Here is a 14,361-nt window from a genome sequence, read left to right as displayed (position 1 = left end):
GAGTGAAACACTACACTGGGCCCTTCCCCGGCACCGGGTGGCAAAAAGTAAAATCACGGGTTCACACTCAGCGGCAGGCGGCCAGCGCTCCGCTCCTCACACTATGACACCCATCCAGATCGGTGTGGTCATGGGCTCCAGCAGCGACTGGGACACCATGCAGCACGCAGTCGAGATTCTCCAGCAATTCGGCATCGCCCACGAGGCCCGCGTGGTCTCGGCCCACCGCATGCCCGACGACATGTTCGCCTACGCCGAGGCGGCGGCCGGCCGCGGGCTCAAGGCCATCATCGCGGGCGCGGGCGGCGCGGCCCACCTGCCCGGGATGATCGCGGCCAAGACCCCGGTGCCCGTGCTGGGCGTGCCGGTGGCCAGCCGCCACCTGCAGGGCGTGGACTCGCTGCACAGCATCGTGCAGATGCCCAAGGGCATCCCGGTGGCCACCTTCGCCATCGGCACAGCCGGTGCCGCCAACGCCGCGCTGTTCGCCGTGGCGCTGCTGGCCAACGAGAACCCCGCGCTGCGCCAGCAGCTCGAAGCCTTCCGCGCCGCCCAGACCGAGGTGGCGCGCAACATGACCTTGCCGCCCGCATGACGACGCCCGCCACGCCCCTCCTGCCCGGCAGCACGCTCGGCGTGCTCGGCGGCGGCCAGCTCGGCCGCATGTTCGTGCATGCCGCGCAGGCCATGGGCTACTTCACGGCCGTGCTCGACCCCGATCCAGAGAGCCCCGCCGGCCTGGTGAGCCACCAGCACATCCAGACCGGCTACGAAGACCCCGATGGCCTGGCGCGGCTGGCCCAGCTCAGCGACGCCGTCACCACCGAATTCGAGAACGTGCCCGCCGTCTCCCTGGCGGCGCTGGCCGGGCAGTGCCCCGTGGCCCCGGCCGCGCGCGCCGTGGCCGTGGCACAGGACCGCGCCCAGGAAAAGGCCCATTTCGTCGGCTGCGGCGTGCCCTGCGCGCCCTATGCGGTGATCGAGACGGCCCAACAGCTGGCCGCCGTGTCCGCCGATCTGCTGCCCGGGATTCTGAAGACCGCCCGCATGGGCTACGACGGCAAGGGCCAGGTGCGTGTGAAGTCCGCCGCCGAGCTGGCCGCCGCCTGGGCCTCCGTCGGCCAGGTGGCCTGCGTGCTCGAAAAAATGCTGCCGCTGCAGCTCGAATGCTCGGTGATCGTGGCGCGCGGCGCCGATGGCGCCAGCGTGCATCTGCCGGTGCAGCGCAACCTGCACCGCGATGGCATCCTGGCCGTGACCGAGGTGTATGAAGGAAATCTGCCTCCAGCGCTTGCCAGTCAAGCGGTAGCAGCTGCGATTTCCATAGCAAATGGCCTCGACTACGTGGGCGTGCTGTGCGTGGAATTCTTTGTGCTGCAGGACGGCAGCCTCGTGGTCAACGAGATCGCGCCGCGCCCGCACAACAGCGGCCACTACAGCCAGAACGCCTGCGACGTGTCGCAGTTCGAGCTGCAGGTGCGCACCCTGGCCGGCCTGCCGCTGGTCCAACCGCGCCAGCACAGCGCGGCCCTCATGCTCAACCTGCTGGGCGATCTGTGGTTCGCCCACGGCGAAACGGCGCAGACGCCCGCCTGGGATGCGGTGCTGCAGCTGCCCGGCACGCACCTGCACCTGTACGGCAAGACCCTGGCCAAGCACGGCCGCAAGATGGGGCACCTGAACATCACCGCGCCGACGGCGCTGCAGGCGCGCGCCACGGCGCTGCAGGCCGCCGCCCTTCTGGGCATTGCCCCGTTTTGAGCCGCCCATGATCCTTGACGGCAACGATCCCTCGGCCATCGCTGCTGCCGCGCGCGCCCTGCGCGGCGGCGCTCTGCTGGGCCTGCCCACCGAAACGGTGTACGGCTTGGCGGCCGATGCCAGCAGCGACGCCGCCGTGGCGCAGATCTTCGCCGCCAAGGGCCGGCCCAGCGACCATCCGCTGATCGTGCACGTGGCCGACGCCTCGGGCATCGCGCACTTCGCGCGCGAGGTGCCGGCCTTCGCCCAGGCCCTGGTCGACGCCTTCTGGCCCGGCCCGCTGACGCTCATCCTGCCGCGATTGAGCGGCGTGGCCACGGCCGCCACCGGCGGCCAGGACAGCGTGGGCCTGCGCTGCCCCGCCCACCCCGTGGCCCATGCCGTGCTGCAGGCCTGTGCCGCGCCCGGCGACGGCCCCGCGCTCGGCGGCCCGCCCGTGTGGGGCCTGGCCGCGCCCAGCGCCAACCGCTTCGGCCGCGTGAGCCCGACCACGGCCCAGCACGTGCAGGACGAGCTGGGCGAGGCCCTGCTGGTGCTCGACGGCGGCCCCTGCGGCGTGGGCATCGAATCGACCATCGTCGACTGCACGCGCGGCGTGCCGGTGCTGCTGCGCCCCGGCGCCATCACGCGCGCGCAGATCGCGGCGGCTTGCGGCATCGAACCGCTATCAAAAGAAGAGCTTCCAGCGCAGACCCCACGGGCCTCGGGAACACTTGAAGCCCATTACGCACCCGCGGCAAAGGTGCGTCTGATGGACGCCAAGGCGCTGCAAACCGGCCTGGACTTGCTCGGCGGGGATGCCGCTCACTTGGCGGTGTACGCTCGCGCGCCTCTGCGCACCGCATCGCCCCAGGTGCTGCTGCGGCGCATGCCTGACGACGCCGAGGCCACGGCTCAGCAGCTGTTCGCCGCGCTGCGCGGTTTCGACGACGCGGGCGCGCGGCTCATCTGGATCGAGACACCGCCCGACACCCCCGACTGGGAAGGCGTGCGCGACCGCCTGCAGCGTGCCGCCGCGGCCTGAGATCCGGCCCCACGCCACTCGTTAAACTACCGAACCCTTACCGGAGAACACAACATGGCAGCAAATTGGATGCGCCGCACCGCCCTGGTCGCCGCATGTGCGTCGGCAATGCTTCTGGCGGCCTGCGGCTCCAGCACCACGGAATCGGCCATCACGCCCGATCGCTTCATCGCCTTCGGCGACGCCCACAGCGACATCGGCCAGAAAGGCACGCGCTACACGGTGAACAACGGCAGCGTGAACAACTGGACGCTGCAGCTTGTGTCGCACTACCAGAAGACCCTGGCCCCGGTGTCCAGCGGCGGCCTGAGCTATGCGCAGGGCAACGCCCGCATCGCTGCCCAGCCCGATGCCGCCGGTGAGGCCAGCACCCCCACCATCACGGCGCAGATCGACAGCTTCCTGGCCAGCAAGACCTTCGCCGCGAACGACGTCGTGCTGCTGAACGGTGGTATCAGCGACCTGATCGTGGGCATGGCCGCCGTGCAGGCAGGCACGCTGAGCAGCGCCGCCTACCTGGACCAGGCCCATGCGAACGGCCAGGCCCTGGCCGCGCAAGTGCGCCGCCTGGTGGCCGCTGGAGCCCCCCACATCCTGATGACCGGCACCTACGACCTGGGCAAGACGCCCTGGGCCACGGCCATCGGCCAGACCGAGTTGCTGAGCCAGGCCAGCACCCGCTTCAACGAAGCCGTGCTGGTCGCCATCAACGACCTGGGCCAGAACGTGCTGTTCGTCGATTCGGCCTACTACGTGAACATCTTCACCTCGGCCGGCTCGGCCTATTCGTTCACCAACGCCAAGGCCGCTGTCTGCACCTCGGTGGATGCGGGCAACGGCATCGGCACCGGCACCGGCCAGGTCAACTCGGCCCTGTGCACGGCTTCCACGCTGCTGGCGGGGGCCAATGCCGACCAGTATGTGTTCGCCGACAACGTGTACCTGAGCCCCTCGGCGCAGCGCCAGTTGGGCACCTTCATGTACGACAAGTTGCGCGCGCGCTGGTGATCGCACCCGCCCACAAAAAAACCGACCCGAGGGTCGGTTTTTTTGTGGCTGCGCGGCCCCATGCAGAGGCCGTGGAATCACTTCACCAGATCGAAGAGGCCGCGTGCCTGCGCATGGCAGAACGGCGGCTCGTAGGTGCCGTGGTAACTGCCGTAGTAGGTGGCGAACGCGGCCGAGGCCGGGTCGGTCGGCGCCTTGCCGCCGGGGCCGAAGGTGGCCTGGACCATGGCGTCCACGTCCACCGAGCTGACATTGGTCAGACCCCGGCTGTCGAAGTCGGCCTTCATCACGGCCTGGTGAACGGCCGGCGGCACCGTGGGGTCGCCCGCGCCGCCGCACAGCAGCACGCGCGCCTTCGGGCTCCAGCCCAGCAGGTCGTTCTTCTTGGCGGCGAGGACCAGCGGGTGCGTGGCGCTGGTCTGCGCGCCAAGCAGGAAGTCGCTCTGGAACACCGCGTCGCGCGCCTGGTTGGGCGTCACGCCGGGGCCGCCCGGCAGCATGCCGCTGGTGACCAGCGTGGTGTAGTTCAGCGTGGGGTTGGGCAGCAACGTTTCGATGTAGCCCGAATAGGGGGTCTTGAACGCTGTCTTCACGTCGGTGTAGACGTTGCCGTAGACCTTCTGCCAGGCCGTCACGAGATAGGGCACGAAGAACTGCACACCGACAATGGCGTCGGGCAGCTTGAGCGAGCCCGAGAGGTTGTACGGCCCGGCCAGGTGGGCGCCCGCCACCACGTTGAACTCGGCGGGGTGGTCGCGCTCGGCCGCGCGGTGCGCCGCCATGGAGGAATGACCGCCCTGCGAGTAGCCGGTGAACATGACCTTGCCCGACAGGCTGGCGCCCACGGTGGTAGCGGCCGCGCGCGCGGCGCGCACCGAATCGAGCACCGTGCGCGCCTCGGAATCCGCATGCAGGTAGGGGTGGTAGGTATAGTCGGACTTGGCGAAACCGAGGTAATCGGTGGCCACCACGGCGTAGCCCTGGGCCGCGTACATGGCGGCGAGCAGGAAGGTCTCGGTGTCCTGCGGGTTGGCCAGAGTGCGCGGCTTCTGCAAATCGGTGCCCTTGGCATAGGCCACCAGGGGCGCGGCCGCGGTACAGGCGGCGCCGCCCGGCACCAGCATCACGCCCGAGGCGTTGGTGCTCTCGGTGCCTTGCGCGCCCACGGTGTAATAGTTGAGCGCCACGACCTTGACATCGCACTTGGCCTTGCCGGTGATCGGCTGCAGGCCCGAGGCCGCCGTGCCCGCATCGATCTGCGCCGCCGTGAGCGTGGCCACGGTGACAGGCGCCTCCTTCAGCGAGCCACGGTCGGGGTCGTCGGAGCCGCCGCAGGCGACGAGCAGCACCGCGGCGGCGGCAACGCAGGAAAGGCGGAAATACGTCATGGATCGGTCCCCTTGGTCGGTTCGGAAAGCGGCCATCGTGCCCGCACCTGCGGTGCGGCGGCCATAGGGGATTACGCGAGCCTGAACGGCCCGCTCAGACACCTTTGCGACAGCGCCCGTAGCGCAGCTTCATGGCCAGGATGGCGCCCGCCAGCACCAGTGTGATGGCGTTGGCGACGACGATGGGCCAGGCGCCAAGCACCAGCCCATAGACCAGCCACAGGGCAATGCCCACGGTGAACACGCTGTACATGCCCAGCGAGATGCCTCGGACGTCCCGCGTGCGGAAGGTGTGCAGCGCCTGCGGCACGAAGCTGCAGGTGGTGAGGGCCGCGGCGAGGTAGCCAATGAGGTCGTGTATTTGCATGGCCTCAGCGCTCTCGCGCGGTCCAATCGATCAGCGCGTCGAACACCGGGCGCGCGGCCAGGGCGCCAGGGTGGTTGACCACCGCCACCAGCACAAAGCGACGCCCGCTGGCGGCGTGCACATAGCCTGCGACGGCCATCACATCGCGCAGGCTGCCGGTCTTGAGGTGGGCCGCGCCGGCGCGGCTCTGGCTGCGGCGCAGCGTGCCATCCACTCCGGCGATGGGCAGCGACGCCATCAGCTCCGGCATGACCGGGGACAGCCAGGCCAATTGCAGCATGCGGCCCAGCGCCTGGGCGGTGATACGCTCCTCGCGGCTCAGGCCGGCGCCGTTATCCACCACCGGTGCTACGGCATCGCCCAGCCGGGCCCGCCACCACTGGAGCAACACCTCGCGTGCACCGTCGAAAGTGGCCACGCCGTTCTTCTGCAAGGCCAGCGTGAGAAATACATGCTGCGCCATGACGTTGTTGCTGTGCTTGTTCACATCGCGCACCACTTCGGCCAGGGTGGGCGATGTGATGCTGAAAGCCGGCCGCAGCCCCGCCGGCACGCGCCCCTCGCGCACGCTCCCCGTGAGCTGGCCGCCAAGTTCACGCCACATGCCCTCGACCGCCCGCGCCGCGAACCCCCGGGGATCGGGGTGGGCAATGGGCCACGCCCGCTCGCCGCAGGATGCCGGATAAACGCCCTGGAAGGCCATGCGCGTGGGGTCCGACAGTTCGGCGCGCAGTGCGCCACGCCAGTCGCCACACTCCCCCCCCTGTGCCAGCGCCACCGTGGCCTGGCGCTGCACGCCGGCCAGAGGCGGGTCGTACTGCACCCGCGCCACACCGGCGGCCGGATCGGGGACGAAGGACATGACGACCGATTTGAAATTGAGCAGCAGCGCATCCGGCGCCGCGTTGTAGGGGCGCAAGGGCTCGCCATCGAAGCGGCTGGGGTCCTGCTCGGGCACGTCGAACGCGCTGCGGTCGAGCACGATGTCGCCCGCGATGGACTGGATGCCCTGGGCCTGCAAACGCCGCAGCAGCAACCACAGGCGCTCCATGACCAATTTGGGGTCGCCCAGCCCCTGGATATGGACATTGCCGCGCAGGGTCCCGGCCTGCACCCGGCCCTCCACATAGACGGGCGTGCTCCAGGTATGGGCGGGACCGAGCTGCTCCAGCGCCGCGTAGGTGGTGACGAGCTTCATCACCGAAGCGGGGTTGACCGGCACCTGGGCACGGTGGGCCAGGCGAGGCGCCGCACGGCCATCCTGCGCATCGACCACCAGCACCGCCAAGGCCTCCGGCGGCAGCTTGGCACGGACCAGCGCGGCCTCCACTTCGGGCGGCAGCGCCGGGCCCGCGGCATGCGCGGCCTGCGCGCCCACCAGCAGACCGAGAAACGCCCAGCGGCGCAGGGTCGGTAAAAGCAGCATGCGGCGAGTCTATCGCCCGGGCGCGGATAATCGCGCCATGCGCTCCCTTCCCGCACCCACCCGCCCCGGCCACCCGGCGCCATGAATCTGCTTGCCTTCGACACCAGCACCGACACCCTGTCCATCGCCGTGCAACGCGGCGAGGCGCTGTGGCGGCACGATGGCCCCGGGGGCGCCCAGGCCTCCAGCACGTTGATCCCGGCGGTGCGCGCGCTGCTGGCGCAGGCCGGCCTGGATTTCGCGCAGCTCGGCGCCATCGTCTTTTCGCGCGGCCCCGGTTCGTTCACCGGCCTGCGCACGGCCAGCGCCATCGCCCAGGGCCTGGCTTTCGGCGCCGGCGCGGGACGCGGCATCCCGGTGCTGCCCGTCGACACCCTGGCCGCCGTGGCCGAGCAAGCGCGCCACCAGCACGGCTGCACCGAGGTGGTGGCGGTGCTCGACGCGCGCATGGACGAGGTCTACACCGCCCCCTACCAATGGCAGGACGGCGCCTGGCACGCCGCCGGCGCGCTGGGCCTGTGCGCACCGCAACAGGTGCAGGTGGCGGAGGGCTGGACCGTGGCGGGCAATGCCCAGGCGGCCTATGGCGAGCGCCTGGCGCCCGGTGCGCGCCATGTGCATGCGCTGCCCACGGCCACGGCGCTGCTGCGCCTGGCGCCCGGCCTGCTGGCCGCCGGTCAGGCCGTGCCGGCCGATCAGGCCCTGCCGCTCTACATCCGCGACAAAGTGGCGCAGACCACGGCCGAGCGCGCGGCCGCGCAGGCCGCCGCCAGCACCACGGCGTCCGCTCCCGCACAGCCATGAGCGTCCCCGATCTTCCCCTGACCGATACCACCGAGGCGCGCTTCGAGCCGCTTTCGCTGGCGCGGCTGGACGCCGTGCTCGACATCGAGCAACAGGCCTACCCACACCCCTGGACGCGCGGCAATTTCACCGACGCGCTGGCCAGCGGCTACCAGGTGCAGCTGCTCATGGGCGGGGACCAGATCCTGGGCTATTTCGTCGCCATGCTGGGCGTGGACGAGGCCCACCTGCTGAACCTGACCGTCGCCCCGGCGTTTCAGCGCCAGGGCTGGGCCCTGGTGCTGCTGGACGCCCTGGCCCTGTGGGCACGCGGCCAGGGCGCGCAATGGCTGTGGTTGGAAGTGCGCGTGGGCAACCAACGCGCGCGCCAGATCTACGAGGCCAATGGTTTCCAGCGCGTCGGCGAGCGCAAGCGCTACTACCCCGCCGCAGGCGGCGAACGCGAGGACGCCGTGGTCATGAGCCGCGCGCTATGAACAGCTTGGACCTCGATCCGCGCCAGCGCGCCATGCTGCAGGAAATGGGCGTGCGCCTGTGGTGGCCCGCCCCCGCGCAGCCTGGGGCCGAGGCGGAACCCACCCGTCCCCCCACCGCGCGCGGCACACCGGCACCCGCCGCCCAGGCCGCGCCTGGCACACCGCCGGTCAGCCCCCGGCCACAGTCCCCACCGGCCATGCCCACGCCGCCGCCGGCCGGCGCGGACCTCCCCTCCGGGGCGCTGATGCTCCAGCCGCCACGCGTGCTCTATCCCGGCGCGCCCCCGCAGGACACCCCTCCCGCCTTGGGCGCGGGCTGGCTCATCGTGGCCGAGGGCGTGGCTGGCGCCGACCCGTTCGCGGGCGACGCAGGGAGGCTGCTGGGCAACATGCTGCGCGCCCTGCAACTGCACCGCCACCCGCGCGCCTACCTGTGCGTGCTGTCGGCGCCCACCAGCGCCGGCACCGATGCCGAACCCGCCGCCGTGCTGGCCGCTGCCCTGGCCGAGCTGAAGCCCTCGGTGCTGCTGCTCATGGGCCGCGCCGCCGCCCGCACGGTGCTCGGGCGCACCGAGCCGCTGGGCCGCCTGCGCGGTGCGCCGCACGCCGTGCAGGGCGTGCCGGCCGTCGTGACCTACGACGCCCCCTACCTGCTGCGCGTCCCCGACGCCAAGCCCGGCGCCTGGGCCGACCTGTGCCTGGCCCGCAGCCTCGCCACTCCGGCCCGCTGAACCCGCCGCGGGCCCCGCAAGCCCTGCAACTGTCATATGCCGGTGCGATAATCCACCGTCCGCAATTTTGGAGAACGTTCCGTGGAAGCCTATCCCAGTCGATAGCTTTCAGCTCCCAGGCCAGCGCCGGGGCTGAAAGCGCCCCAACCCCGCCACCGGCCCATACACACAGGGAGTGAGCCCATGCTCAACATCTTCACGCTTGCCAACGGGCGCCTCGTCCAGGAAGAGATCGAATCGCTGGAGGAGCTGTCCCGCTTCCAGCCCATCTGGGTGGACCTTGAATCGCCCACGCTCGACGAGAAGCGCTGGGTCACGCAGTACTACGGCCTGTCCATTCCGGAAGACGCGATGGACGAGGACATCGAGGAATCCGCCCGCTTCTACGAGGAAGACAACGGCGAGCTGCACATCCGCAGCGACTTCCTGATCGACGACCACGACCAGCCGCGCTCGGTGCGCGTGGCCTTCATCCTGAACCTCATCAACCCCTCGCTGCGCAGCAAGGGCGTGCTGTTCTCCATCCACGACGAGGACATCCCGGTGTTCCGCCTGCTGCGCCTGCGCGCGCGCCGCGCGCCCGGGCTCATCGAGGATGCGCGCGAGGTGCTGCTCAAGCTCTTCGACGCCGACGCGGAATACTCGGCCGACACGCTCGAAGGCATCTACGACGACCTGGAGAAGGTCAGCACCCAGGTGCTGGCCGGTGATGTGACCGACGCGCGCGCCGGCGAGGTGCTGGCCGCCATCGCGCGCCAGGAAGACTTGAACGGCCGCATCCGCCGCAACGTGATGGACACGCGCCGCGCCGTGAGCTTCATGATGCGCAGCAAGATGCTCAACGCCGAGCAGTTCGAGGAAGCGCGCCAGATCCTGCGCGACATCGAATCGCTCGACAGCCACACGGCCTTCCTGTTCGACAAGATCAACTTCCTGATGGACGCCACGGTCGGTTTCATCAACATCAACCAGAACAAGATCATCAAGATCTTCTCGGTGGCCAGCGTGGCGCTGCTGCCACCCACGCTGATCGCCAGCGTGTATGGCATGAATTTCCAGCACATGCCCGAGCTGGCTCAGACCTGGGGCTACCCTTATGCGCTCGTGCTGATGGTGGCCAGCGCGCTGGGGCCCATGTGGTACTTCCGCAAGCGCGGCTGGTTGAAGTAGCAGGACAACCCCCTGTGGCGCTGCGCGCCTTCCCCCTTCTCTCGGCTTCGCCGGGAAGAGGGACACCGCCAGCGCGGCGGGCGGCCCTTGCGCGACGGTCGCTGGTGTGGGCCATGCCCATTGCGAAGCGCCCGGGAATTTCAATCAAATCCGCCCCCAGAAACCGTCCATCAAGCGCCGCAAGCTATGTTTTTTATAGCGATTTGAGCAAATGCCGGACGATGTGGTCGGCATAGCGGCTGGCCACGGTCTGGATGAACAGCGGAAAGTCCACGTGCGCATCGTCGTCGGCGCGGTCGGAGATGGTGCGCACTGCGGCAAAGGGCAGGCCGTAGTCCAGGCACACCTGGGCCACGGCGGCGCCTTCCATCTCCACGGCCAACACGTCGTGGCCGGCGGCCACCAGTGGGTCGCGCAGCGCGCGCGAGACCTGGGCGCAGGTCACGAAGCGGTCGCCGCTGGCCATCAGCCCTTCATGCAGGCGCGGCGGCTGCCCATCGGCATGGGTATGAAAATCGGTTATTTCTCCCGCCAGGCAAGCGCTGACAGCTCCTGAAAGATGAGCAGTCAAGGCCGCGTCGCAGGGCAGGCGCACGCCGGGGTAGCCGGGCACGCGCCAGCGCTCGAACAGCGGCGAGGCATCCATGTCGTGCTGCACGTAGTCGCGCGCCACCACCACGTCGCCCACGCGAACGCCCTCGCCCACGCCGCCGGCCACGCCGGTAAAGACGATGCGCGCCGCGCCGAAGCGCTCGGCCAGCACCGTGGCCGTGGTGGCGGCCGCCACCTTGCCGATGCCCGACAGCGCCAGCACCACCGGCTTGCCGTGCAGCTCCCCTTCCCAGAAAGCGCGGCCCGCGTGCACCACGCGGCGGGGCTGCACCAGGCTGCCGACGAGGCCGGACTGTTCTTCGGGAAGGGCGCTGAGGATGGCGGTGGTCATGGTGGGAGGTCCGGAAAAAGAAAGAGCGGCCGAAGCCGCTCCGTATTGTGGCGCACGGGCCGCGCGGGCCCTTGGGCTCACTTCTTGTCGCGCAGTTCGCGGCGAAGGATCTTGCCCACGGGGGTCTTGGGCAGCTCTTCGCGGAACTCGACCACCTTGGGCTGCTTGTAGCCCGTCAGCTCGTGGCGGCAGAACTCGCGCACCGCGTCCTCGGACAGATCGGGGTCCTTGCGCACGATGACCAGCTTGACGGCTTCGCCCGACTTCTCGTCGGGCACGCCGACCACTGCGCACTCCATCACGCCGGGCATGGCGGCCACGACTTCCTCGACCTCGTTCGGGTAGACGTTGAAGCCGCTGACCAGCACCATGTCCTTCTTGCGGTCGACGATCTTGAAATAGCCGCGCGCATCCATCACGCCCACGTCGCCGCTCTTGAAGTAGCCGTCCTCGGTCATGACCTTGGCGGTCTCGTCAGGGCGCTGCCAGTAGCCCGCCATGACCTGCGGCCCCTTGATGGCGATCTCGCCGGGCTGGCCGATTTCGGTGACCGTGTTGCCTTCGTCGTCCAGCAGTTTCATCCAGGTGCTTGGCAAGGGCACGCCGATGGTGCCGGTAAATTCCGTGGCCGTGACCGGGTTGCAGCTGGCCGAGGGGCTGGTTTCCGACAGGCCGTAGCCCTCGCAGATCGGGCAGCCCGTCTTGTCGAGCCAGAGCTTGGCCACGGCGCCCTGCACCGCCATGCCGCCGCCCACGGAGACCTTGAGGTTCTTCCAGTTGACGGTGTTGAAGTCGGGGTGGTTGGCCAGGCCGTTGAACAGCGTGTTGACCGCCGGGAAGCTGTGGAAGGTGTGCTTGGACAGCTCCTTGAGCACGGCGGGCAGGTCGCGCGGATTCGGAATCAGGATGGTCTTGCCGCCCATGCGCATGGACAGCATCATGTTCACCGTGAACGCGAAGATGTGGTACAGCGGCAGGGCGCAGATACTGGTGGGCTGCTCGCCGGCCGGCACTTTCTTCATCACGGGCTCGTTCCAGACCTCGGACTGCAGCACGTTGGCGATCACGTTGCGGTGCAGCAGCACGGCGCCCTTGCTCACGCCCGTGGTGCCGCCGGTGTACTGCAGCAGAGCGATGTCGTCGGGCTTGATGTCCGGCTTCTTGAAGGTGCCGCGCGTGCCCTGGGCGATGGCGTCATTGAAGCGCACCGCGTTCGGCAGGTTGTAGGCGGGCACCATCTTCTTGACGTTGCGCACCACGTAATTGACCAGCGCCCCCTTGAGCAGGCCGAGCTGGTCGCCCATGGCGCACAGCACCACATGCTTGACCGGCGTGTGGCCGATGCACTGCTCCAGCGTGGTGGCGAAATTCTCGATGATGACGATGGCCTTGGCGCCCGAGTCCTTGAGCTGGTGTTCCAGTTCACGCGGCGTGTACAGCGGGTTGACGTTGACCACCACGTAGCCTGCGCGCAGGATGGCCGCCACCGTGACCGGGTACTGCGGCACGTTGGGCATCATGATGGCGACGCGGTCGCCCTTGGCCAGGCCCAAGCCCTGCAGGTAGGTCGCGAAAGCATTGCTCAGCGACTCGGTCTGGGCGTAGCTGATGTCCTTGCCCATGAAGCTGTAGGCCACCCGGTCGGCGTACTTGTGGAAGGCTTCCTCCATCAACGCCACGAGCGACGGGTACTGCGAGGGGTCGATGTCGGCGGGCACGCCAGACGGGTAGCTCTTGAGCCAAATGCGGTCGGTCATCTCCAGGTCTCCTGATGTGTCAATCACGTATGAATGACCGTGCCAGAATTTCGCACGGTCGTGCTTTTTTTCTGCGGGAATTATGCCTTGTCAGCCCTTGAGCGCCCCCAGCACCTCGTCCAGCATCTTCTTGGCATCGCCAAACAACATGCGGTTGTTCTCCTTGTAGAACAGCGGGTTGTCCACGCCCGCATAGCCCGAGGCCATGGAGCGCTTCATGACGATGGACGTCCGTGCCTTCCACACCTCCAGCACCGGCATGCCGGCGATGGGGCTGGCCGGGTCTTCGAGAGCGCTGGGGTTCACGATGTCGTTGGCGCCGATGACCATGGCCACGTCGGTGTCGGGGAAGTCCTCGTTGATTTCGTCCATTTCCATCACGATGTCGTAGGGCACCTTGGCCTCGGCCAGCAGCACGTTCATGTGGCCCGGCATGCGGCCCGCGACGGGGTGGATGCCGAAGCGCACGTTGACGCCCTTCTCGCGCAGGGTCTGGGTGATCTCGTTCACCGTGTGCTGGGCCTGCGCCACGGCCATGCCATAGCCGGGCACGATGATGACGCTCTTGGCCTCGCGCAGCAGCTCGGCCGTTTCGGCCGCGCTCACCGGCACCACCTCGCCCTGCGGCTCGGCGGCCTCGCCGCTCTTGGCGGGCGTGCCGCCGCCCGAGCCGAAGCCGCCCGCGATCACGCTGATGAAGTTGCGGTTCATCGCGTTGCACATGATGTACGACAGGATGGCGCCCGAAGAGCCCACGAGCGCGCCGGTCACGATCAACAGGTCGTTGCTCAGCATGAAGCCCGTGGCCGCGGCAGCCCAGCCCGAGTAACTGTTGAGCATGGACACCACCACCGGCATGTCGGCGCCGCCAATGGCCATGACCATGTGCACGCCGAACAGCAACGCGATCACGGTCATCACGACCAGCGGCAGCATGCCCGACTGCACGTCGTGGGCGTGGAGGAACTCACGGCCGAACCAGATCACCACCAGCAGCGCGACCAGGTTGAGCCAGTGGCGCGCGGGCAGCAGCAGCGGCTTGCCGCCGATCTTGCCATTGAGCTTGCCGAAGGCGATGAGCGAGCCCGAGAAGGTCACGGCGCCGATCAGGATACCGACGTAAATCTCGACCTCATGGATGGCTTTCTCCGCGCCCTGCAGCTGGATCGAGGTGTCGACGTAGCTGGCGAAGCCCACGAGGCAGGCCGCCAGGCCCACCAGGCTGTGCATGAGGGCCACCAGCTCGGGCATCTGGGTCATCTTCACGACCTTGGCCGCATACAGGCCGATGCTGCCACCGACCACCAGCGCGCCGACGATCCACACGATGCCCGAGGGGCTGACACGCGGCCCGAACACCGTGGCGAGCACGGCCAGCGCCATGCCGACCATGCCGAACAGGTTGCCGCGGCGCGAGGTTTCCGGGTTGGACAGGCCGCCCAGGCTCAGGATGAAAAGAATGGCGGCGCCAAGATAGGCCACCGTGGCGAGACTTTGGGACATGAT

General features: G+C 68.9%; 14 protein-coding genes. 8 read left to right on the top strand and 6 right to left on the bottom strand.

The features are described from left to right. The first annotated feature begins 103 nt into the window (after window positions 1–103). From purE to D8S75_RS02450, 4 genes are read left to right on the top strand one after another with little or no spacing between them, the layout of a single operon-like run. Entirely contained in the window at window positions 104–595 is a 492-nt protein-coding gene (gene purE, locus D8S75_RS02465; protein ID WP_119964326.1) for a 5-(carboxyamino)imidazole ribonucleotide mutase, read from the top strand. Beyond that, window positions 592–1,761 carry a 5-(carboxyamino)imidazole ribonucleotide synthase gene (locus D8S75_RS02460; RefSeq protein ID WP_119964325.1) on the top strand — a complete coding sequence of 390 codons (1,170 nt, stop codon included), beginning with the start codon at window positions 592–594 and terminating at the stop codon, window positions 1,759–1,761. The genes purE and D8S75_RS02460 overlap by 4 nt, the downstream gene beginning before the upstream one ends. 7 nt (window positions 1,762–1,768) lie before the next feature. Further along, window positions 1,769–2,785 carry an L-threonylcarbamoyladenylate synthase gene (locus D8S75_RS02455; RefSeq protein ID WP_119964324.1) on the top strand — a complete coding sequence of 339 codons (1,017 nt, stop codon included), beginning with the start codon at window positions 1,769–1,771 and terminating at the stop codon, window positions 2,783–2,785. Between the two features lie 54 nt (window positions 2,786–2,839). Continuing rightward, window positions 2,840–3,793 carry an SGNH/GDSL hydrolase family protein gene (locus tag D8S75_RS02450; protein WP_119964323.1) on the top strand — a complete coding sequence of 318 codons (954 nt, stop codon included), beginning with the start codon at window positions 2,840–2,842 and terminating at the stop codon, window positions 3,791–3,793. Between the two features lie 77 nt (window positions 3,794–3,870). On the opposite strand, the gene D8S75_RS02445 is transcribed toward D8S75_RS02450, so the two are convergent. The 3 genes from D8S75_RS02445 to dacB all read right to left on the bottom strand — a co-directional run bounded on the left by D8S75_RS02445 (window position 3,871) and on the right by dacB (window position 6,974). Next, window positions 3,871–5,181, bottom strand: coding sequence for a lipase family protein (locus D8S75_RS02445; protein ID WP_119964322.1), 1,311 nt, complete (start codon window positions 5,179–5,181; stop codon window positions 3,871–3,873). A 94-nt stretch (window positions 5,182–5,275) separates the two neighbouring features. Then, complete coding sequence (locus D8S75_RS02440) at window positions 5,276–5,548, bottom strand: SemiSWEET transporter (protein WP_119964321.1); 273 nt, start codon at window positions 5,546–5,548, stop codon at window positions 5,276–5,278. 4 nt (window positions 5,549–5,552) lie between these two features. Then, a complete protein-coding gene (gene dacB, locus D8S75_RS02435) occupies window positions 5,553–6,974 on the bottom strand; it encodes a D-alanyl-D-alanine carboxypeptidase/D-alanyl-D-alanine endopeptidase (RefSeq protein ID WP_119964320.1) in 1,422 nt (473 codons plus the stop codon). An 81-nt stretch (window positions 6,975–7,055) separates the two neighbouring features. Here dacB and tsaB point away from each other — a divergent pair, with 81 nt between their 5' ends. The 4 genes from tsaB to corA all read left to right on the top strand — a co-directional run bounded on the left by tsaB (window position 7,056) and on the right by corA (window position 10,155). After that, a complete protein-coding gene (gene tsaB / locus D8S75_RS02430; protein WP_119964319.1) occupies window positions 7,056–7,778 on the top strand; it encodes a tRNA (adenosine(37)-N6)-threonylcarbamoyltransferase complex dimerization subunit type 1 TsaB in 723 nt (240 codons plus the stop codon). Next, window positions 7,775–8,254, top strand: a complete 480-nt coding sequence (rimI, locus tag D8S75_RS02425) for a ribosomal protein S18-alanine N-acetyltransferase (protein ID WP_119964318.1) — start codon at window positions 7,775–7,777, stop codon at window positions 8,252–8,254. The genes tsaB and rimI overlap by 4 nt, the downstream gene beginning before the upstream one ends. Next, window positions 8,251–8,985, top strand: a complete 735-nt coding sequence (locus tag D8S75_RS02420) for a uracil-DNA glycosylase family protein (RefSeq protein WP_232828837.1) — start codon at window positions 8,251–8,253, stop codon at window positions 8,983–8,985. Before rimI ends, D8S75_RS02420 begins: the two co-directional genes overlap by 4 nt. 183 nt (window positions 8,986–9,168) lie before the next feature. Further along, window positions 9,169–10,155 (top strand): magnesium/cobalt transporter CorA, encoded by a 987-nt coding sequence (gene corA, locus D8S75_RS02415; RefSeq protein WP_119964317.1) that lies wholly within the window; start codon window positions 9,169–9,171, stop codon window positions 10,153–10,155. Window positions 10,156–10,348: 193 nt separating this feature from the next. Here corA and D8S75_RS02410 read toward each other — a convergent pair whose 3' ends face one another. The 3 genes from D8S75_RS02410 to pntB all read right to left on the bottom strand — a co-directional run bounded on the left by D8S75_RS02410 (window position 10,349) and on the right by pntB (window position 14,358). Beyond that, entirely contained in the window at window positions 10,349–11,098 is a 750-nt protein-coding gene (locus D8S75_RS02410) for a 5'-methylthioadenosine/adenosylhomocysteine nucleosidase (protein ID WP_119964316.1), read from the bottom strand. Window positions 11,099–11,175: 77 nt separating this feature from the next. Next, window positions 11,176–12,855, bottom strand: coding sequence for a long-chain-fatty-acid--CoA ligase (locus tag D8S75_RS02405; protein WP_119964315.1), 1,680 nt, complete (start codon window positions 12,853–12,855; stop codon window positions 11,176–11,178). 90 nt (window positions 12,856–12,945) lie between these two features. Next, on the bottom strand, window positions 12,946–14,358 hold the full coding sequence (gene pntB / locus D8S75_RS02400) for a Re/Si-specific NAD(P)(+) transhydrogenase subunit beta (RefSeq protein ID WP_119964314.1): 1,413 nt from the start codon (window positions 14,356–14,358) through the stop codon (window positions 12,946–12,948). Window positions 14,359–14,361 lie beyond the last annotated feature (3 nt).

The sequence above is a fragment of the Simplicispira lacusdiani genome (assembly GCF_003604195.1).
In the GTDB taxonomy this organism is placed as follows: domain Bacteria; phylum Pseudomonadota; class Gammaproteobacteria; order Burkholderiales; family Burkholderiaceae_C; genus Simplicispira; species Simplicispira lacusdiani.
Note: the sequence above shows the minus strand (reverse complement) of the source record. Positions and strands in the feature narration are given on the sequence as shown.